Source organism: Streptomyces sp. DT2A-34, from assembly GCF_030499515.1.
In the GTDB taxonomy this organism is placed as follows: domain Bacteria; phylum Actinomycetota; class Actinomycetes; order Streptomycetales; family Streptomycetaceae; genus Streptomyces.
This window is the reverse complement of sequence record NZ_JASTWJ010000001.1, coordinates 5,933,900-5,954,272: the sequence shown is the minus strand read 5'-3', so window position 1 is coordinate 5,954,272 and position 20,373 is coordinate 5,933,900. Positions and strand designations below refer to the sequence as shown.

General features: G+C 70.9%; 15 protein-coding genes, 1 tRNA gene and 1 pseudogene. 9 read left to right on the top strand and 8 right to left on the bottom strand.

The genetic code is table 11. From position 1 onward, the window contains the following. Nucleotides 1-14 precede the first annotated feature (14 nt). Both QQM39_RS26720 and QQM39_RS26715 read right to left on the bottom strand, forming a co-directional pair. Entirely contained in the window at nt 15-2,612 is a 2,598-nt protein-coding gene (locus QQM39_RS26720) for an ABC transporter permease (protein WP_302000087.1), read from the bottom strand. Then, nucleotides 2,609-3,397: an ABC transporter ATP-binding protein gene (locus tag QQM39_RS26715; RefSeq protein ID WP_302000086.1), complete on the bottom strand. Its 789-nt coding sequence runs from the start codon at nt 3,395-3,397 to the stop codon at nt 2,609-2,611. The genes QQM39_RS26720 and QQM39_RS26715 overlap by 4 nt, the downstream gene beginning before the upstream one ends. Nucleotides 3,398-3,819: 422 nt before the next feature. On the opposite strand from QQM39_RS26715, the gene QQM39_RS26710 reads away from it, so the two are divergent. Further along, the gene (locus QQM39_RS26710; protein ID WP_302000085.1) at nt 3,820-5,370 is read left to right on the top strand and encodes an MFS transporter; all 1,551 of its coding nucleotides are present in this window, start codon (nt 3,820-3,822) and stop codon (nt 5,368-5,370) included. Here the strand turns inward: QQM39_RS26710 and QQM39_RS26705 are convergent. Further along, complete coding sequence (locus tag QQM39_RS26705) at nt 5,351-6,514, bottom strand: alpha/beta hydrolase (protein WP_302000084.1); 1,164 nt, start codon at nt 6,512-6,514, stop codon at nt 5,351-5,353. The genes QQM39_RS26710 and QQM39_RS26705 overlap by 20 nt on opposite strands. 102 nt (nt 6,515-6,616) lie before the next feature. On the opposite strand from QQM39_RS26705, the gene QQM39_RS26700 reads away from it, so the two are divergent. Continuing rightward, nucleotides 6,617-7,111 carry a GNAT family N-acetyltransferase gene (locus tag QQM39_RS26700; protein WP_302000083.1) on the top strand — a complete coding sequence of 165 codons (495 nt, stop codon included), beginning with the start codon at nt 6,617-6,619 and terminating at the stop codon, nt 7,109-7,111. 66 nt (nt 7,112-7,177) lie between these two features. Here QQM39_RS26700 and QQM39_RS26695 read toward each other — a convergent pair whose 3' ends face one another. Next, complete coding sequence (locus QQM39_RS26695) at nt 7,178-7,726, bottom strand: DUF1062 domain-containing protein (protein ID WP_302000082.1); 549 nt, start codon at nt 7,724-7,726, stop codon at nt 7,178-7,180. A gap of 195 nt (nt 7,727-7,921) precedes the next feature. Between QQM39_RS26695 and QQM39_RS26690 the strand changes: the two genes are divergently transcribed. From QQM39_RS26690 to QQM39_RS26680, 3 genes are all read left to right on the top strand, one after another. Then, nucleotides 7,922-9,034, top strand: coding sequence for a hypothetical protein (locus tag QQM39_RS26690; RefSeq protein WP_302000081.1), 1,113 nt, complete (start codon nt 7,922-7,924; stop codon nt 9,032-9,034). Nucleotides 9,035-9,260: 226 nt separating this feature from the next. Continuing rightward, nucleotides 9,261-9,695, top strand: coding sequence for a DUF485 domain-containing protein (locus tag QQM39_RS26685; RefSeq protein ID WP_302000080.1), 435 nt, complete (start codon nt 9,261-9,263; stop codon nt 9,693-9,695). After that, entirely contained in the window at nt 9,692-11,302 is a 1,611-nt protein-coding gene (locus QQM39_RS26680; protein ID WP_302000079.1) for a cation acetate symporter, read from the top strand. Before QQM39_RS26685 ends, QQM39_RS26680 begins: the two co-directional genes overlap by 4 nt. 93 nt (nt 11,303-11,395) lie before the next feature. Here QQM39_RS26680 and QQM39_RS26675 read toward each other — a convergent pair whose 3' ends face one another. From QQM39_RS26675 to QQM39_RS26665, 3 genes and pseudogenes are all read right to left on the bottom strand, one after another. Further along, nucleotides 11,396-12,283: a cellulose-binding protein gene (locus QQM39_RS26675; RefSeq protein ID WP_302000078.1), complete on the bottom strand. Its 888-nt coding sequence runs from the start codon at nt 12,281-12,283 to the stop codon at nt 11,396-11,398. Nucleotides 12,284-12,682: 399 nt separating this feature from the next. Continuing rightward, nucleotides 12,683-15,453 (bottom strand): annotated as a pseudogene (locus QQM39_RS26670) (SUKH-4 family immunity protein). A gap of 8 nt (nt 15,454-15,461) precedes the next feature. Next, nucleotides 15,462-16,457, bottom strand: coding sequence for an SMI1/KNR4 family protein (locus tag QQM39_RS26665; RefSeq protein ID WP_302000077.1), 996 nt, complete (start codon nt 16,455-16,457; stop codon nt 15,462-15,464). Between the two features lie 310 nt (nt 16,458-16,767). Between QQM39_RS26665 and QQM39_RS26660 the strand changes: the two genes are divergently transcribed. Both QQM39_RS26660 and QQM39_RS26655 read left to right on the top strand, forming a co-directional pair. Next, on the top strand, nt 16,768-17,292 hold the full coding sequence (locus QQM39_RS26660; protein ID WP_302000076.1) for a YwqJ-related putative deaminase: 525 nt from the start codon (nt 16,768-16,770) through the stop codon (nt 17,290-17,292). Between the two features lie 58 nt (nt 17,293-17,350). Continuing rightward, entirely contained in the window at nt 17,351-17,845 is a 495-nt protein-coding gene (locus QQM39_RS26655) for an SUKH-3 domain-containing protein (protein WP_302000075.1), read from the top strand. A 23-nt stretch (nt 17,846-17,868) separates the two neighbouring features. Here QQM39_RS26655 and QQM39_RS26650 read toward each other — a convergent pair whose 3' ends face one another. Beyond that, the gene (locus QQM39_RS26650) at nt 17,869-19,203 is read right to left on the bottom strand and encodes a sensor histidine kinase (protein WP_302000074.1); all 1,335 of its coding nucleotides are present in this window, start codon (nt 19,201-19,203) and stop codon (nt 17,869-17,871) included. 167 nt (nt 19,204-19,370) lie between these two features. Between QQM39_RS26650 and QQM39_RS26645 the strand changes: the two genes are divergently transcribed. Together QQM39_RS26645 and QQM39_RS26640 are read left to right on the top strand one after the other, a co-directional pair. Beyond that, nucleotides 19,371-20,231, top strand: a complete 861-nt coding sequence (locus QQM39_RS26645; protein ID WP_302000073.1) for a hypothetical protein — start codon at nt 19,371-19,373, stop codon at nt 20,229-20,231. Nucleotides 20,232-20,245: 14 nt separating this feature from the next. Next, nucleotides 20,246-20,319 (top strand) — tRNA-Gln (locus QQM39_RS26640). Nucleotides 20,320-20,373 lie beyond the last annotated feature (54 nt).

Genomic DNA, 20,373 nt, shown 5'->3' with positions numbered 1-20,373 from the left:
GGCTACTCGGTCGGCTACTCGGTCGCGATCGCGTTCAGGACGTTCATCCGGCCCGCCCTGAACGCCGGCACCAGTGCCGCGAACAGGCCCACGAAGGCCGAGCCGATGAAGACCCCGATGATCGTCGGCCACGGGATGTCGAGGACGTTCAGGCCCTCCAGAGCCAGGAGCTTCTGCGCGGTCGCGCCCCAGCCCATCCCGAGTCCGAGGCCCAGCAGGGCGCCGAACAGGGCGATCACCACCGACTCCATGCGGATCATGCGGCGCAGCTGGCGGCGGGAGAGGCCGATGGCGCGCATCAGGCCGATCTCGCGGGTGCGTTCCACCACCGACAGGGCCAGGGTGTTCACCACGCCCAGGACCGCCACGATGATCGCCAGGGCGAGCAGGCCGTAGACCATGTTCAGGAGCTGGCCCATCTGGTCCTTGAGCTCCTGCTTGTAGTCGGTCTGGTCGCGGACCGGGTACTGCGGGTAGTCGTGCAGCGACTTCTTCAGGGCCGCGTACGCCGCCTCCTCCTGGCCGTCCTTCGCCTTGCCGAGCAGCATCTCGGTCTGCGGGATCCGGTCGGCGGGGAGGTACTCGCGCAGCGTCTCGATGCTGATGTAGCGGGCGCCCTGGTCGAAGGAGGTGTCGTCGTCCGTGATGGCCGCGACCTTCAGCTTCGCCGTCTCGCCGCCCTCGAAGGCGACGGTGATGGTGTCGCCGACGTGCACGCCGTGCTCGGTGGCGTAGTCGGAGCCGACCGACATGGCGTCCTTGCCGTAGGCGGCGGACAGGGTGCCCTCCGTGGTCGTACGGCGAAGGTCCTCGGCGTACGTCGGGTCGGCGGCGGTGAGCCCGCTGTCGTCGGTCTTGCCGTCCGGCGAGGTCAGTGTGGCGTCAATCTGCTTGTTGCGGGTGACGTGGGCGAGGCCCGGCGTCTGCTGCATCGCCTTCTCGGCCTGCGGCACGATCTCCTGCCGCTCGCTCAGGACGATGAAGTCCGCGCCCACCGACTTGTCCAGCTCGCTCGTCGCCGAGGCGACGAGCGAGGAGCCGACCACCGACAGGCAGGCCACCAGGGCGAGGCCGATCATCAGGGCGGCGCCCGTGGCGCCGGTACGGCGCGGGTTGCGCAGGGCGTTGCGCTCGGCCATGCGGCCCACGGGTCCGAAGGCGCGCAGCAGCACCGCGCTGATCACCCGGACCACCCCGCCGGCGAGCAGCGGGCCGATGACCACGAAGCCGATCAGGGTCAGCACCACGCCGCCGCCCAGCATCAGCGCACCGTCGCTCGCCTTGTCGGCGGTGGCGGCGGCGTAGAGGGCGAAGGCGCCCGCGCCGGTCAGGACCAGCCCGATCAGGCCGCGCACCCAGCCGGCCTTGCCGTCGGCCGGGGTACCGGCGTCGCGCAGGGCCGCCATCGGGGAGACCTTGCCGGCGCGGCGGGCCGGGAGGTACGCGGCGAGGACCGTGACCACGACACCCAGGATCAGGCCGACCACGGGGGTCGTCATCTTCACCGTCAGGTCGTCGGTGGAGAGGTTCATGCCGGCCATCGACATGAGCTTCATCAGGCCGATCGCGATGCCGACACCGGCGCCCACACCGAGCACGGACCCGACGAAGCCCAACAGCAGCGCCTCCACCAGCACCGACCGGTTGACCTGCCGGCGCGAGGAGCCGATCGCCCGCATCAGGCCGATCTCGCGGGTGCGCTGGGCGACCAGCATGGAAAAGGTGTTGATGATCAGGAAGATGCCGACGAGGACGGCGATCCCGGCGAAGCCGAGCATGGCGTACTTCATGACGTTCATGAACTCGCCGACGTCCTTGCGGTTCTCGTCGGCGTTCTCCTTGGCCGTCTGGATCTTGTATGCGCCGGACGCGCCGGACGTGCCGGACGCACCGTTCAGGGCCTCGGCGACGTTCCGCTTGAGTTGCGCGTCGCTCACGCCGGCCGCCGCGGTGACGGAGACCTGTGTGAAGCGGCCGGTGGCGCCGAGCAGGGTGCGCTGGGCGGTGGCGGTGTCGAAGTAGACGACGGCCGCGCCCGGGTTGGTGACCTTCCAGGAGGCGATGCCGGCGATCCGCGCGCGGATGTCGCCGGTGGCGGCGATGGTGCGCAGTTCGTCGCCGAGCTTCAGGTCGTGCTTGTCGGCGGTGTCCGCGTCGACCATGACCTCGGTGGGCCCGCGCGGGGCGTGCCCGGAGGTGATCTCCATGGACCTCAGGTCGTTGGCCGTCCAGTTGCCGGCGAACGTGGGCGCGCCCGTGCTGGAACCCATGTTCTCGTTCTCGGAGTTGACGACGGTCACGCTCGTCGAGGCGACCGCGCCCTCCGCCTTCTTCACACCGTCGACGGCGGCGATCTGCTCGACGGTGGAGGCGGGCAGCGAGCTGGGCCGGCCCGTTCCGCCGCCGTCGTCCTCGTCCTTGGCGTCCTTGGGGCTGACGGTGACGTCGGAGGAGGTGACGGCGAAGAGCTTGTCGAAGGTGGTGTTCATCGTGTCGGTGAACACCAGCGTCCCGCACACGAAGGCGACGGACAGGAGCACCGCCACGGCCGACAGCGCCATGCGCCCCTTGTGCGCGAAGAAGTTGCGCAGCGAGGTCTTCACGACGGTCATGACGTGCGCCCCCGGGCGTCGAAGTCCTTCATACGGTCCAGGACGGCGTCGGCGGTCGGCTTGTACATCTCGTCGACGATGCGCCCGTCGGCGAGGTACAGCACCCGGTCCGCGTACGAGGCGGCGACGGGGTCGTGCGTGACCATCACGATGGTCTGCCCGAGCTCGTCGACGGACCGCCGCAGGAAGCCGAGCACCTCGGCACCGGCGCGCGAGTCGAGGTTTCCGGTCGGCTCGTCACCGAAGATGATCTCCGGCCGCGCGGCCAGGGCACGGGCGACGGCGACACGCTGCTGCTGGCCGCCGGAGAGCTGGGTGGGCCGGTGCTTGAGCCGGTCGGAGAGTCCCACCGTGTCGACCACGCGCCCGAGCCACTGCCGGTCCGGCTTACGGCCCGCTATGTCCATGGGCAGCGTGATGTTCTCCAGGGCGTTGAGCGTCGGCAGCAGGTTGAACGCCTGGAAGATGAAGCCGATCCGGTCCCGGCGCAGCTGCGTGAGCTTCTTGTCCTTCAGCCCGGTGATCTCGGTCTCGTCGAGATGGATCTGGCCGCCGGTGACGGTGTCGAGCCCGGCGAGGCAGTGCATCAAGGTGGACTTGCCGGACCCCGAGGGGCCCATGATCGCGGTGAACTGGCCCCGTGCGATGTCCACGTCGACATGGTCGAGGGCGACGACACGGGTCTCCCCCGACCCGTACGCCTTGACGACCTGCCGCGCCCGCGCGGCAACGGCCGTACGCCCTCCAGTGCCCCCGTGCCTGGGAATGGTTACAGCCGATGTCACGGTATGTCTCCTAAGTCGGTTGTGGATGGACGCACGAGTCCTCAGCCGGTACGTCGAGAACTGGTACGTCGTCGAGTCTGGCTCCGGGGAGGGGTCCGGCGCGCTGGTGCCGAGCCCCGTCTTGTGCGGGGGAAAACCCCACCCCCGCCGGTTCGGTCAGCCGCCCCCCAGCGGCGTAAAGCCAGATTAAGGACGGCCCCCGCCACCTCTCGTCCTCCGGCGGTACCACCCCTCCCCGAGACCTGGTGCGGAGGTACCCCTAGGGGCAGTCCACCCTTCGGGGGAGCGCGCCTCAGGGTCGCCTCCACCCTCGGACGCACCCAGGCTCCACCCTCCCGCGACGTCAGGGTCAAGTGGGAAGCTGTTCGGCGGCATATAGGTGCAAGGGGAACGCATGGGGAATGCGCCAGGAGAGGAACCCGGTGGGCAGTACGAGACCCGCGACACGCGACACCGCACAGCGCACCGGAACCGAGAAACGCGGGGCCGTGGTCGCGGCCCTGATGCTCGCGATGGCGCTGGCCGCGCTCGACGCCACCATCGTCTCCACGGCCGTACCGCAGATCGTCGGCGACCTCGGCGGCTTCTCGGTCTTCTCCTGGCTGTTCTCCGGATATCTGCTAGCCGTGACCGTGACCCTCCCGGTCTACGGCAAGCTCTCCGACACCTTCGGCCGCAAGCCGGTGCTGATCGCGGGCGCGGCGCTGTTCCTGCTGGGGTCGCTGCTGTGCGCGGTGGCCTGGAACATGGCGGCGCTGATCGCGTTCCGGATCGTGCAGGGCCTGGGCGGCGGGGCCCTGCAGGGCACGGTCCAGACGCTGGCCGCCGACCTGTACCCGCTGGAGGAACGCCCGAAGATCCAGTCCAAGTTGTCCACGGTGTGGGCGGTGTCGGCGGTGGCCGGCCCGGGGCTGGGCGGGGTCCTGGCGGCGTACGCGGACTGGCGCTGGATCTTCCTGATCAACCTGCCGATCGGGGCGGTGGCGTTGTGGCTGATCGTGCGGTACCTGCACGAGCCGGAGCGCGAGCGCGGGACGACGGGCACGCGCGCGCGTGTCGACTGGGCGGGCGCGTTGGCGGTGTTCGCGTGCGGGGGTGTGCTGCTGACGGCGCTGGTGCAGGGCGGGGTGGCGTGGCCGTGGCTGTCGGGGCCGTCGATCGCCTTGTTCGGTACGGGACTTGCGCTGGCGGCGGTCGTGGTGTGGGTGGAGCGCCGGGCGGCCGAGCCGATCATCCCGGGCTGGGTGTGGCGGCGCCGGACGATCGCGGCGGTGAACCTGGCGTTGGGCGCGCTGGGGTTGCTGATGGTGGCGCCGACGGTGTTCCTGCCCACCTATGCCCAGTCGGTCCTCGGCCTGGCCCCGGTGGCGGCCGGATTCGTGCTGTCGGTCTGGACGTTGAGCTGGCCGGTGTCGGCGGCGTTCAGTCAGCACGTGTACCGCAGGATCGGCTTCCGGAACACGGCGATGCTGGGGATCGGATCGGCGTCACTGATCCTGCTGGCGTTCCTGTTCCTGCCGTATCCCGGGGAGGCCTGGCAGCCGGCGCTGCTGATGCTGTTGCTGGGGGCGGCGCTGGGCCTGTTCCAACTGCCGCTGATCGTGGGCGTGCAGTCGACGGTCGGGTGGTCGGAGCGGGGTACGACGACGGCGTCCGTCCTCTTCTGCCGGCAGACGGGCCAGACGGTGGGCGCGGCTCTCTTCGGCGCGGTGGCGAACGGGGTACTGGCGTCGCGACTGGGCGGTGCGAGCGACCTGGACTCGGTGACGCGGGCCCTGGATTCCGGCGCCGCGGCACCGGAGGCCACCAGGCGGGCCATCGCGGACGCGGTGCACGCCGTGTACCTGGGGGCGTCGTGCGCGGCGGCGCTGGCCTTCCTGGTGCTGTTGCTGCTGGCGCCGAGGCGGTTTCCGGTCCTCGGGGAAGACCTCACGGAAGCCCTCACGGAAGACTTCAAGGAAGACGGACGCTGACCTCGGGGTTGGCCGGCGACGGCCCGTCGAGCGGCGGCTGCGAAACGCCCTTCAGATGCAGATCGAAGAAGGCGGCGACGTACGCGCGCGTGAGGACCGACGAGCGCGCGTAGGGAAGCGGCGCGGTGTCCGGGATGCCGGCCAGTTCCGCGAGGAGAGGTACGTCGGTGAAGGAGCCGTGGTCGGCTCCGGCGACGGTCAGCCAGCGCTTCCAGCCGTCCAGGTGGGCCCAGCCCTGGACCCACTTCTCGTCCGCGTGCCTGTCCTTCGTCCCGAACATCAGGAAGGGACGGCCGTCGAGCCCGTCGTCCGGGACGGGCGCGAAGAAGGTGCCGTCCATGTTCACACCGGCCCGCACGCGCGCGTCCCCGGCCATCGTCGTGGCGGCGGCGTTGCCGCCGATGGAGTGCCCGGCCATGCCGATCCGCTTCGCGTCGATCACGCGCGCGTACCGCCACGCGGGGTGACGCCCGGTCAGCCGGTCGAGCACGAAGGAGACGTCCTCGGCCCGGCTCTCGGCGATGGCCGCCATTCCGCCCTGGGGAGGCTGGTCGCAGATGGCACAGGGCAGGGTCCGCCCGTCGGGGAGGGTCGTACCGGCGTTCTCATACGGGTGGTCGACCAGCGCGACGACATATCCGCGACTGGCGAGGTCCTCGGCGAGACCGGTGAGCGTGGCGCGCGGGAAGGTGAAACCGGGCGAGAGGACGGCCAGCGGGAACCTGCCGTGCGCCGGGCGCGCGTCGGGGTGCGCCCAGGTACGGACACCGCCGATCACCTCGGGCGGAACGGTGACGTCCGGGGCGCGCAGCCGAATCAGGAGGCGGGCCTCCTCGGTGGTCATGTACGGGGCGGTCGGGCCTTCGGTTCCGGGCCGTGCGGGGTAGTACATCGACACCATCAACTGCCGCGGGCCGGCGGCCGGTACCCAGGGGTCGGGGCGGTCGCTGTCGACGAGGTGGACGGTGCCGCGCCCTACGGTGTGGGGTCCGGTGGGGCGGGGCAGTTGGGCCGACCCGACGGTGGACGAAGGGTTCGCGGGGGCGGCGGAGGCGGACCCCGCGGCGGCGATCGGCAGGGTCAGGGCCGGTCCGAGCGCGAGCACGGCGGACGCCGCGAACGCCGATAAGCGTGATCTGTTCATGCGGAGGACGCTAGGCCGCGGGCCCGTGACCCGGCGTCACCCTGGAGTCCCCTGTCCGGCACGCCACGTCGTACCACAGACGTACGGATCTACCCTGTCCCCATGCTGACCCTGGAGCGCCTACGCGCCGACCACGCGGACGCCCTGCTGGCCTTCGAGCGGGAGAACCGCGAGTACTTCGCCCGGTCGATCCCGGACCGCGGAGACGCCTACTTCGCCCCTGCCGGTTTCGCCGCCCGGCACGAGGCACTGCTGGCCGAACAGGACGCCGGGATCTGCCACTTCCACCTCGTGCTGGACGCCGACGGGCACCTCGTCGGACGGGTCAACCTGATCGACGTCGAGGACGGTTCCGCCGAACTCGGCTACCGCGTCGGCGAACTCGCGGCGGGCAAGGGCGTCGCCACGGCCGCGGTGGCACAGGCGTGCCGGGTGGCGGGTACGGCGTACGGGCTGACGTCCCTGGTCGCCGTCACCCACCTGGACAACCTCGCCTCCCGGACCGTCCTGGAGCGGAACTCCTTCACCGTCGTGGAAGACGTCACTGTGGACGGCCGTCCCGCGGTCCGTTACCGCCGCTCGCCTCTCGGGCACTGACGGTCCGCGTCGGCGCCAGGGCCTGTCCGGCGGGTCTCGCCGGACAGGCCCTGGTCCCGAGGAGGTTCAGCGCTTGAGCGTGAAGGTGAAGTCACCGGAGAGCCTGCCGCTCAGCCGGACTGCCGAGACGAGCTTCCCCTGCGTGATCAGTCTCTCGGCCTCGGCCCGTGAGAGACCGCAGCCTTCAGCGATCAGTCGTACCGGCCGGACCGGAATCCGCGCCGCGAAGCGGACCGAGACGTCGATCACCTCGCGGTCCAGGTGATCCGATCCGCCGGTGTCGAGGCGCCAGGCGCCCGCCCAGTCGAGGGCGATGCGGTTACGGCGCCGCAACGCCGGATCCTGGAGCAGCTCGGCCGTCAGGCCGAGGTCGTTGTCGTGCAGCCGGTCCAGCAGCTCAGGTCGTACGGAGCGCACCTGCGCCCGCTCCAGGACCGTGAGCTTCGACGTTTCCCCGCAGGCGGTGCAGAGCACGAGGAGCCAGGCGTCGATGAGCTTGTGGTGTGCGTTGACGCGAAATTTACCGCTTGCCCGGAAGCGGTCGGACGCGCACGTGTGGCAACGGCGCAGAACGGTCGGCAGGCAGGTGGGCGTGACCACCCAGGTTGTGAGCACAGAGGTACACCGGTTTCAGTGAGAAGTCCGCAGCAAAAAGCAGCGCGGCGCACAGGCGCGACGCGCGACGAATCAGCGCTCGGGAGGTCTCACACGGTGTACAACGGCACGCCTTCGACTGGACAGCTGGGTGCGGCAGCACGGTAAGGGCGAACAGCGGCGCTGTGCCACCGGTTTTCGTGTGAGGGTGCGGTCATGACCAACGCAACACGACACACCCTCCGTGGATTTGCGGAGACCTTGGTCCGCCTGGGCATAGCGACGGACGAACAAGCCGCGACCGGCCTGGCGGAGGCCGCCGGGATCGGCATGGACCTCGACGAGGAATTCGAGGACACCGACGAACTGACCTTCCTCCTCGGCGAATGCGGCCTCGGCTTCCAGATGCCCGAGAAGGTGCTGGGCGGTCTCGAGGACGGGTACGAGGATCTGCTGCTCGACGCGGCGGCGTGCTCGGGCGGCTCGGTGGTCGTCGATGACGTGGAGCTGGTGAGGGACGAGGACGGGGACGAGTACCTGCACTTCCGGCGCAATGGCCGGTCGATCTGGCACCCGGCGGAGCACCTCTCCGACAGCACCCGCTACATGGACTGGAACGCCGCCTTCGACGCCATCGGCGACCTCGTGCCCGGCAACGGCGATCCACGGGGCTTCCACCAGCTGGACGAGGAGGCCTACGACGCCTGGTGGCTGCTGTTGACGCCCGAACAGGCCGAAGGGCTCCAGGAGTTCGGCCTGCCGATGCCGGTGCGGCTCGGCAACCGGGTGCGCGACCGCATCCCGACGGCGGAGCCCGAGACGCTCGCCTGGTACGTGGAGGACGACCGCCTGCATGCGAGCGAGGAGTCCCGCCGGCGTCTTGACGAGTGGCTGACTTCCATGGACGCCGCCCTGGACCGGTGGCGGACGGCCCACCTGCCGGCCGGCTTCCCCTTCGACCACTCGCTCGACTCGCTCGCGGAGCTGGAACGGCTCGTACTGGACCGCTTCGACAGCCTCACCTCGCTGGAGGCGGCGGCCGGAGACGAGTTCTTCGAGGGCGCGGTCCGATACGTCGGAGAGAGCGCCGTGCGACTGTGGCCGTGCCGCTGGACGTACCGGCACTCCGACGACACCTCGTCGGTGTTCGCCAACGAACCGATGATCCGCTCCAACGCCCCGGACGGCTTCGCGGGCGAGTTCTCTCCCGCCTACGTACTGCGGACCCTCGTCAGAAGCCGCACCTCCGACGACATGCGCAAGCGCATGGAAGACATCGGCGAAGCGGTCGACAGCTACCGCAAGGCGCTACGCTCCCGCGCCCGCTGAGGCCCCCTTGGGGCAGTCCCAGCCCCTCAGCTGCCTCAAAGGTCTGGGTTAACGGCGGTAACACCCCAGGTCAGACACGGTTTGGCGTAGTAAGCGCATACCGACCGCTCAGTTTGGTGAAAACCGCACGCATTCCCGGTACTCCGAAGTAACGTGCATGGCTCGCCCGCCCCCCACCTCCCTGCGGTCCGCCGCACCGGACCCGAGCCATGCAAGGAGCAAAGGGATGTCCTCCCCGTACGACCGGTACGACCCGTACTCGCCCACCTATCCCTGGCAGCCCCCCGCCCCACCGCAACCACCGGCACCCCCACGACACCGAACCCCCGACCACCCACCCCTCGGCCACCACAGCGACCTGCGCATCCTGCGCACCGCCTACCGCTGGCAGCGGCGCGTCGCGACGCTCACCGCGCTCGGGTACTTCACCCTCTTCCTGATCCTGTCCGCCTTCGCGCCCGGGTTCATGACGAGCACGGTCACCGACGGGCTGCCCGCCGGCCTGCTGCTCGCGCTGCTCCAACTGCCCGTCACCTGGCTGGCGATAGGCCTGTACGAGCACACCGCCCGCCGTTACGTCGACCCGCTCGCGGACCGCATCCGCAAGGAGGCCGCGGTGGAAGCCAAGCGTGAGTCGGTCAAGAGGGGGACGGGGCGATGACGGACTTCAGCGGAGACGCGCAGGCGATGTCGCTGGTCGCCTTCTGTGCCGTGGCCACCATCACGCTGCTGCTGTGCGTGATGACGGGCCCGGACCGCGACGACCTCGACGAGTTCTACACGGGCTACAGCTCCCTGTCCCCCATGCGCAACGGCCTGGCGATCGCCGGCGACTACATCAGCGCCGCGACCGTACTGGGCACGACCGGCGTGGTCGCCCTGTGCGGCTACGACGGGATCGTGCTGGCACTGAGCACGGCCCTGTCGCTGATGCTGCTGATGTTCCTGCTGGCCGAACCCCTGCGCAACGCGGGCCGGTTCACGATGGGCGACGCGCTGGCCCGCCGTATGCCGGGGCGGGGCGTGCGTATCGCGGCGTGCGCGGTGACGCTGGCCGCGCTGGTGCCGCTGATGCTGGTGCAGCTGGCCGGGACCGGGCAGTTGCTGGCGTTCATCCTCGGGTTCTCGGGCGACTCCCTCCAGACGGGGTGCATCATCGGCCTCGGCGTACTGATGATCAGCTACGCGGCGATCGGCGGGATGAAGGGCACGGCCCTCATCCAGATCCTGAAGATGGTGATGCTGCTCGGATCGGGCGCCGTCGTCGCCGTACTGGTGCTGGCACGGTTCGACTGGAATCCGGGTGCGTTGTTCAGCACGGCGGCGGAGCGGAGCGGGGTGGGCCCGGCGTTCCTGGAGTCGGGGCTGCAGTTCGCGGGCGGACCGCATCCCCGCCTGGACATGATCAGCGCGCAGTTCGCGGTCGTCCTCGGCGGTGCCTGTCTGCCGCACATCACCATGCGCATGTACACGGCGTCGGGCGTGCGTCAGGTGCGGCGCTCGATGTCGTGGGCGGTGTCCAGCGTGGCGCTGTTCGTGCTGATGATCACGGTGATCGGCTTCGGCGCGACGGCGCTGATCGGGCGGGAGGCGATCCTCGGGGCGGACCCGCAGGGCAACACGGCGTATCTGCTGGGCTCCCGGGCCGCCTTCGGCGCCGAGGTCTCGATGGCGGAGACCCTGCTCTTCACGACGGTCACCACGGCCATCTTCCTGACCGTGCTCGCCTCCGTCGCCGGCATGATCCTCGCCTGCGCGAACTCCCTCGCCCATGACGTGTTCGCCGTCCGGGTACGGGAGCTGTCCGGCCGCCGCGAGATGACGCTGGCGCGGCTGTCGGCGCTGGCGGTGGGGGTCCCGGCGATCGTGCTGGCGACGATGGTCCAGCACCGCAGCCTGCAGCCGCTGGTGACCCTGTCCTTCTCCCTGGGCGCCTCGGCCATCGCCCCGGCGCTCGTCTACAGCCTGTTCTGGCGCCGGTACACGCGGGCCGGCCTGCTGTGGACGCTGATCGGCGGCTCGGTGGTCGTGCTCGTGCTGATGCCCGGGACCAATCTGGTCTCCGGATCACCGGTTTCGGCCTTCCCCGACGCCGACTTCAACTGGTTCCCGTTCACGACGCCCGGCCTGGTGTCGATTCCGGCCGGGTTCCTCTTCGGGTGGCTCGGGACGGTCCTGTCCGGGCGGGGGAAGTCGGAGGAACAGCGGCGCCAGTACGAGGCTGTGGAGGGGTGGATTCTGGCGGGGGCGGTGCGCAGGGGGAACTGACCGCCCGTGAAAGCTGACCGCCGGGGAGCAGACCGCCACGGAGCAGACCGCCGGTGAGCTTGCCCGAACGCGGCGGCCCGCCACCGGTGTCACTCACTCCAGCGCGGCCTGCCCCGTCAGCGCCGTCAGACTGACCCTCATCTGGCCGATGTGCGCCCGCACGTCGTCCCACATCTCCCCGTGCTCGCGCAGCACCCGTTCCGTCTCCCGGGCGATGGCATCCGCCCGCCGCCGGGCCTGCGCGAGCAGCTCCGTCGCACGCGCCCGCGCCTCCTCCTGCAAGCGCTGCGTCGAGGCCTGCGCGTCCGCGAGCTCCTGCTCCGCATCGGACAGCGAGGCCTCGGCCCGCGCCATCCGCTCCTTCTCCGACGCCTCCAGCGCCGCCAGCCGCTCCTCGGCCTCCCGCTCGGCCTCGGTCCACCGCGCGGTGTGCTCCTTGTCCTGCTCGGTGAGCATCACGGCGGTGCGCTCCCGTACCTCGCGCAACGTGCCGAGCGCCTCCCCGCGCCCCTCCTTCACATCGCGCCGGGCGGTGACACGGATCTCGATCGCCTCCGCACGAGCGGCGAGCAACCGCTCATCGGCACGCTCTTCCGCGTCGGAGCGTACGGCGTCGGCGTACGCCTGCGCCGCGTCACGCACACTGTTCGCACGCTTCTGCGCCTCGTCGACCAGGGTCTGTGCCTCCTGCCGCGCACCGTCCCGCAAGGCCTCGGCCTCCTCCTGCACCAGCGTGAGGATCCGCCGCGCACGCCCCCCGAGCGTCTCGTACGTCTGCGGGGCGAGCTGCGCCACCTCCTCCCGCAGCTGCTCCGCCTCCTCCTCCATCTCCCTGGCGAGCACGGTGAGCCGCGCGGCCCGTTCCCAGGCGGCGTCGCGGTCGCGGAAGAGGGCGTCGACATGGGCGTCGACCTGTTCGGGACGGTAGCCACGCCCACGTACGACCGCGAAGTCGTAGAGCGAGACCGGTGCGCCGCTCATCCTGGAACCCCTCTCCGTCGAACCAACGCGAAAATAATCATTTAGCGCCCATCTTGATGTATCAGGCCGAATCGCTCATAACGCGACACTCCGCGCGCGGGGGCATGAGGTAGGCGCAAGGGCACGGCACGGGCGCAGAGACACAGAGGGGAGATATGGAGGCGCGGGGTGGGATTGCGCGGGGCGGAAGGCGCGGGGGCGTGCGGGCGTGATGGTGTGCGCGTGTTCTGGTCTAAGGGGCCTCGGCGCGAGACGCGCGGCAGGCGGGCGTGACGGCGGGGGCATGGGAAAGGGCCGGCCCCGGTCGGAAAACCGAGGGCCGGCCCTTTCGCCACCCGAACGCCGCCGCAGTCAGCGGCAGCAGGGCGATGTCACCTCACGACAAACAAGCGGGCGGCGTCACAGCAACCCGTCCCACATCTGCTCCAGCAGCACCGACCACCAGCTCTCCGGCGAGCCGAGCGCCGCCGGGTCGAGGGCGGCGAGCTGGGCCTGGAAGTCGACGGTCCAACGGCCCGCCTGCTCCTGGTTCAGACCGAAGCGAAGACGCCACATCCGGCCGAGCAGCGCCAGGCAGCGCTGGAACTCGGGCAGCCCGGTGTTCACGAACTGCGGCGGTACGGGCGCGCCGCCCGGACCCGCCTCCACCGGCACGGCGACGATGTTCGCCGTCCCGTACTGCACACACAGCGCCCTGCCGAAGTCACTGCCCATGACGAGGTACGAGCCCGCGTCCGACGCCGGCTGCACCCCGCGCTCGGCCGCCAGCTCCGCCAGCGTCGGAACGGGCCGCCCCGGCTGGGCCTGCGCCCAGAAGAACGGACCCATGTCCATCGGCAGCCCGCCGACCACCAGGCTGTGCGCCACGACCGGCGGTACGCCCTGCCGGGACACGGCGGCCTGCTCGAACCGGAAGAGCCCCGGCCCGAACGCCCCCGCCAGCTCCTGCGCCACGCCCTCCGGCGGAATCGGCGGCGCCGCCTGCACCTGCGGAAGCGGGGCGCGCACCGGCGCCGGCCGGGCGGGGCCGTCGGCCACCTGGTGCAACTCGCCCTGGTGGACGAGCAGTTGCTGCATGCCCTGCTGCCGGCTCGCGTGATCCGTGCCGTACGGCGCGATGGACGTGATCCGCGCCTGCGGCCACTGCTCCCGGATCATCCGCGCGCAGTACGCACCCGGCAGCTCGCACGACTCCAACTCCGTGTGCAGCTCCAGCACCTGGTCCGAGGGCACGTTCATGCCGCGCAGCTCGTGGAAGATCTGCCACTCCGGGTGCGGCGTACCCGGCGCCGAACGCCGGATCAGCTGCTGCTCCGACCCGTCCTGCGCACGGTAGCGAAGGACGGCCTGGTAGCCGGGGCCGACGGTCGGCTGGCCGGCGGGCTGCTGGGGGTAGCCGTACGCCGGGGGCTGACCCGGCCCGGACTGAACGGGCCCAGGCTGACCCGGAGGCGGCGGAACCGCACCCGGCGGCATGGGCGGCTGGGGCGCGCCGGGCGGCATACCCGGAGCGCCCGGCGCCACACCGGGGGCGCCCGGAGCCATACCGGGAGCCCCTGGAGGCTGAGGCGCGCCAGGGCCCTGCGGCGGCTGTGGGACGCCCGGCGCCGGCGGCGGAGGCGGAGGCACACCGGGGCCGCCCACCGGGGGCCCCGCCAGCACGGTCTCCGCGTGGTGAACGGCACCGCGCGCACCGCCGGAGGCACCCGGGGCGCCGTGTCCACCCGGCATGCCCGGGGCACCAGGAGGCTGCGGGGCGCCCGGGGGCTGCGGGGCACCGGGAGTTCCAGGTGCAGCCGGGGTACCGGGAGGGCCGGGAGGCTGCGGGGCGCCAGGCATGCCCGGGGCGCCCGGGGGCGGCGGAGGGCCGCCCATCCGACCGGGGTCGGCCAGCACCGTGGCGGCATGGTGCACACCGCCGGGAGGCGTACCGCCGGGCGCGTCAGCGGCACCCGGCCCCTGCGGAGCCCCCGGCCCGGCAGCGCCCTCAGGACCATCGGACCCCAACGCCGAAACGAGCTGCGTCGGAACGTACCCACCCGCCGGCGCACCCGGCGCACCCGGCATACCCGGAGCGGGCGGAGGAGGAGCCGTACCCCCCACCCCCGCACCCGGCACCCCCGGCGGCGGAGGCGGAGGCGGAGGCGGCGTCGCCCCACCCCGCGCACGAGGAGGCGCCGCCTTGCTCGTCGCGGCATCGGCGATGGCCCCGGCGTTCGGCGCGAGCGGCTGCCCGGGCCCGCCCGGAGCCTGCGGCGCACCGGCACCCTGCGGATAGCCGTACGAAGGCGCACCCGGCGGAGGCGGAGGGATCGCCCCCGGAGGCGGCGTACCCGGCGTCCCCGCACCCTGCGGATACCCATACGAAGACCCACCCGGCCCCGGCGGCGGCGTGCTGCCCTGCCGCGCACCGCCCTGGCCACCCGGCGCACCCGGCTCGTCGACCGCCGGTTCGACCGCCGTCGGCGGAAGCTGACTGCCGCCCGACATCAGCGCCGTCCTGGCGTCCGGCGGCGCGGTGTCGTCACCGCTCAACGGCGGCGCGAACACCGTCTCCGGCAACGGCACGGAACGGTCCTCACCGGCCTCGGCGTTGGTGTCCGTCCCGGCCCAAGGAGTCGCCCCGTCCGGCACACCGGGCATCACCGGCGCGGGAGTCGGCGAAGACCCGCCCGTCACCCCGGAACCAGCCGCAGGCACAGCCGCAGCCGCAGGCGCAGGCGCACCCTCGCCCGCACCACCGTCGGAGTCCGAACTCGAACCCGAACCCGCCGCCCCCCGTCCCGCCGATCCGGGATGCCCAGCCTGTCCGCCGCCTCCTGCAACCACTCCGGCGGAGTCAGCAGGAACGACGTCTGGTTCAGATCCATCCGAGCCGGGGCGGCCGGCGCCGGATCGGGAACCGCGTCGGGACGGCCGTACTCCTCCTCGTACCGGCGAATCACCTCACCCACCGGCAGCGCCGGCCACAACGTGGCCTCACCACTGTCCCGGGCGATCACCAGCCGCAGCGCACCCCCATCCGAACGCGGACCGTCCGCACGGTCCTCGCCCCACACCACGAACCCGAGCTCGAACTCCCGCACCCGCACCTCACGATGCTGGTACGACGGCACATCCCCGTTGACCCACTCTTCCGCGCGCTCCTGCGCCTGCGCGAACGTCACCATCGCGAAGCTCACTCCCCCACAGCCGCGGCAGCCACGGGCACCGCATGCGCGAACCCACCGTCCACCATCAGATTCGCGACGGTCTCCAACTCCGGCGGAGAACCCGCCAGTCGGGACAGAAACGCGTCGAAGTCCTCACCGCACGGCACCAGCAACCGCTCCACCCGCTCGGCCGGCGACCACGACGGATCCACGTCCCGCGCGTCGTCGTACGCGCAGAACCACACCGAACCGAGCCGCTCGCCCTTCACCTTCACGGTCAGCAGCCCGCCCTGCACGAACCCCACACCCAGGTAGTCCTTGGTCAGATGGTCCCGCAGACACTTGTTGACGTAGACCAGGTCATTGACCGCCGCCTCGTCCCGCACCGTGAAGAACGGCTGGTCCACCAGCAGCCCCAACTCCGCGTCCAGAGCCGTCCCCACCGGCGCACAACCCCCCGCCGCCTTCAGAAACGACCGATACGCACCCGGCAGCCGATACCCGAGATCCTCCTCGACCCCCAGCACCTGCGACTCCGTCACCGCCACACCCGACTTCGGCAGCCCGAAATGCGCCGGCCGCGTCTCCTGCAACGGCCGCGTCCCCCGCTTGTTCTGGTCCACCGCCGACGTGGCGATCCCACCGTGATGCCGCAGCAGCGCCTTCACCTCGACCGGCACCAACTCCAGCCGCCGCGCACCCACCACGTGATGCCACGTCCAGCCGTGCGGCGTCGCCACCGCCGGAATCGTGTCCCACAGATCGTGCCCCGACGCCGCCAGCGCCGCGTTCGCCGACACATAGTCCGTCAGCCGCAACTCGTCGACACCGAAACCCTCCGGCGGCTCCGCGATCTCCGCCGCCGCCCGCGCATACGCCGAGAAGTCGGGGTAACCACGCTCGTCCACCCGTACTCCTCTCGGGTGACGGGCCGCCCGAACCGGATCCGGGAAATGCACGACCTGCCCGGCGTAGGCCGCGTTCGGCGGCGCGGCTTGCTGCCCGAGCCGACCTGTCGTCATGGCGGTTGCCCCCTGCGGCGTTCTGATACGGACCCGCCATGACCACCCTCGGTCACAACGCCCCGGTATCGGCTGTCTCGTCTGCCTCCACACGTCACCGCATGGAAAGCGGTGCCGACAGCCTAAGCGGTACGACGACACCGGTCACCGGCACCGGGCACGACCCCCTCCGCTTCCGTGACCAGCCGTCACCCCACCGTGACAGCCCGCCCGAACCCGGGCGTGTCGCACAGCCCCAGCTTCCGCACCCGCCACGCCTTTTGGCACTCTGTGACGTCCGAGAGCATGCCCGGGGGATGCTCGGGAGGGGATGATGAACATGAACGCGACGCAGACAGGCCCACACTCAGCGAGTTCCGGCGACCCCCGCATCGGCTGGAGCGCCGCCGAAACACCCCACGCGCCGACCCTCCGTCACCGCCGCGACGGCATACTCCCGACCGTCGCCGCCGCCCTCTCCGTCCGCGGCGCCACCCTCACCGGCACCGCCGCCCGCGGCGACCAACCCCCACCACTGCACCACCTCGTCCAGGACTTCCTCGACACCCTCACCAGCTCGGAACGCGACCGCTTCACCGGCCGCTGCGCCGAGACCATCCTCATCTCCCGGCACCTCGCCGCCGCCGACGAGGCCCGCAGCAAACGCGCCGCCCGCAAACCCATGACCAACGGCGAAGCCCGCAAAGCCCTCAAACAGGCCAAACTCACCGCCCGCCGCATCCGCGAAGCCGGCGACCCCCTGCACGGCAGCTTCGCCGCACCCTGCCGCGCCTGCACCGCCCTCAGCGCCCACTTCGGCGTCCGCATCGTCGACCCGACACCGACCGGCAACTGACCCCCACCGCACCAGCACGCACGTACGCACAGCACGGACGACGACGAACGAAGGGCCGATGCAAGCCGACCGCACCTCCACCACCCGCTTCCCCGTCCCCGTCGACGCCGCCCTGCGCGCCGCCGGCTGGCAACCCGGACGCTGGGACATCAAACAGGCCGAATACTGGGCCGACACCCTCCGCGACCACGCCTCACCCGCCGGTCACCGCCACGCCGTCTTCCCCGCGGCCGTAGAAGCCTGGGCCGAATTCGGCGGACTCCACCTCACCCCCACCGGCCCCGGCCGCCAGGTCGCCCCCGCCCACATCCACTTCGACCCGCTCCACGGCCTCCACATGGCCCGCACCCTCGGCGACCTCGGCCGCGCCCTCGACACCAAGGTCTGCCCCCTCGGCGCCGAAACCGACACCCAGGCCCTCCTCGCCATCGACACCGAAGGCCGCATCTACGCCCTCGACCACACCGGCGACTGGTACCTCGGCCCCGACATCGACCAAGCCCTCGCCGGCCTCGTCTCAGGCATAGAACCGGCACGCCTGACAGCGGGCTGACCCCCGGGGCACTGGTACGGCGACTACGCCGCCGGAATCACCGCCGAAACCCGAAAACCCCCCGCATCCGTCGGCCCGGACACAAACACCCCGCCCAGCCCCACGACCCGCTCCTTCATCCCCACCAGCCCATTGCCCCCCGACGGCAACCGCGCCGAGGACGCCGACGACACCTCCGGCGGCGGCTCGTTCTCCACCTGCATCGCGATCTCCGACACCCGATGCGCGAGCCGCACATGCGTCTTCGCCCCCGCCGCATGCTTGTGGACGTTCGTCAACGCCTCCTGCACCACCCGAAACGCCGTCTGCTCCACCTCCGGCGCATACGACCGCGACTCCCCATCCACGGACAGATCCACCACCATCCCCGCAGCCGCCGACTGCCCGATCAACTGATCCAACTCGGACAGACAAGGCCCCTCACCGGCCCCCTCCTCCCCCAGCCCCATCTCCCGATCAGCCGCGGCAGCGGCAGCAGCCCCCACCACGGCAAGCGGTACGACGGCCCTCCGCGGCCGATCCGCATCAGCGTGCCCACTGCGCAGCACACCGAGCATCTCCCGCAACTCGGTCAACGCCTGCCGCCCCATGTCCCCCACGAGCGCGGCATTCCGCACGACCTTCTCAGGATCCTTCCGAGCCACGGCCTGCAACGCGGCGGCATGCACCACCATCAAGCTCACCCGATGCGCGACCACGTCATGCATCTCCCGCGCGATCCGAGTCCGCTCCTCGTTCCGCGCCCACTCGGCCCGCTCCTCCGCCCGCTCCGCGAGCAACTGAAGCTCCCGCTCAAGACTGTCGGCCCGCTCCCGCAGACTCTCCATCAACCGCCGCCGAGCCCCCACATACAGCCCCAGCAGCAGAGGAGGCGCGGTCACCCCGAGAGCCGTCGTGAGCGAGGCAAGCGGAACAACCCAGTCCCCGAACGTCAGATCCCCACTGTCCACCCCCTGCCGCACCCACACGAACGTCACGATCAGCATCCCGACGAACGACATCCCCGCCAGCGAGGCGATGATCCGCCGCGGCAGCTCGGAAGCGGCGAGGGTGTACAGCCCGACGATGCCCATCAGGAACCCCATCTGGGCGGGCATGACGGCAATGGACACGAGCACCACAGCAATGGGCCACCGCCGCCGCAACACCAGCACCGACCCGGCCAGCACCCCGAACACAACCCCCGCGGCCTCCGGAATCCCGGCATCCCGCGCGAACCGAATCCCCTCGCCCCCGCACTCCACCGCCGACGCGACAGCCAGACCCACGTCCAGCACCGCACTACGCACCCTGCCCCACCACCACGGCCCCGCCCCCGGTGGCGGCGCCTCTGTGTGGGCTTCCCCCGTCGTGGTCATGCCTCCAGCCTACGGGCGGGCGGGCGAGGTTTTCCGGCGAGTTTTACGGACTGGCCTACACCACACCCGGTAACCGAACGGAAGCGAAACCACCCGATATCCCTCGAACTGCTGAATCGCTCACCGTTCGACTCCGGAACGGATCATTCCGGCCGGACGGTATGCCTATGGCACATCCACAGGGCAAATACGCCGACTTCGAGGGGCTGCGGGAGCAGGCGGTGGCGCTGCGGCGGCGGGGCTACAGCCTTCGACAGATCCGCGACGAGCTGAAGATCTTCAACAACGACATCCTCAACCAGCTGGTGAAAGGGGAACCGCCGCCGGAGTGGACGAAGCGGCCGAACGCGAAGGACGACCTGAAGGCGAAGGCACGGGAGCTGCGGCTCCAGGGGTGGACGTACGACCAGATCGAGGCGGAGCTGGGCTGCTCGAGGAGCTCGGTATCGCTGTGGGTGCGGGATCTGCCGAAGCCTGCGTCGCGCTACACACCGGAGGAGCATCGGGAACTCATGCAGGCAGGGTTGGCCCGCCTGCGCACTGCACAGGACGAGGAGCGCAAGCGGGTCAAGGAGGGCGCCTCTCAGGAGGTTGGCGAACTCACCGACAGAGATCTCTTCATGGCCGGCGTCGCGCTCTACTGGGCCGAGGGCCAGAAGAGCAAGCCGTACCAGCGCCGTGAAGTGGTCACTTTCGTCAACAGTGACCCGGCAGTGATCCAGGTCTTTCTTGCCTGGCTCGAACTGCTGGGCGTGGGCCGCGAGCGCCTCGGGTTTCGGGTCATGATCCACGAGACTGCCGATGTGGCTCGCGCCGAGCAGTTCTGGGCTGCCCTCGTCGGCATCAAGACATCAGATCTGCACCGGACGACGCTCAAGAAGCACAACCCCAAGACCGTTCGCAAGAACACCGGCGACAGCTACCACGGCTGCCTCGTCGTCCGAGTCCGGCAGGGCGCCGAGCTGTACTGCCGCATTGAGGGCTGGTGGAACGGGATTGCTGCTGGCGCCACCGCGCGACTCCGGTAAGGTCTGAGGCACTGTCCCCCGTGGTGTAACCCGGCAGCACACCAAGTTTTGGTCTTGGCAGGTCAAGGTTCGAATCCTTGCGGGGGAGCTCCAGTGCACAACACTTCGGTTCGGGCCCTGACAGCCAAGTCAGGGCCCGCTC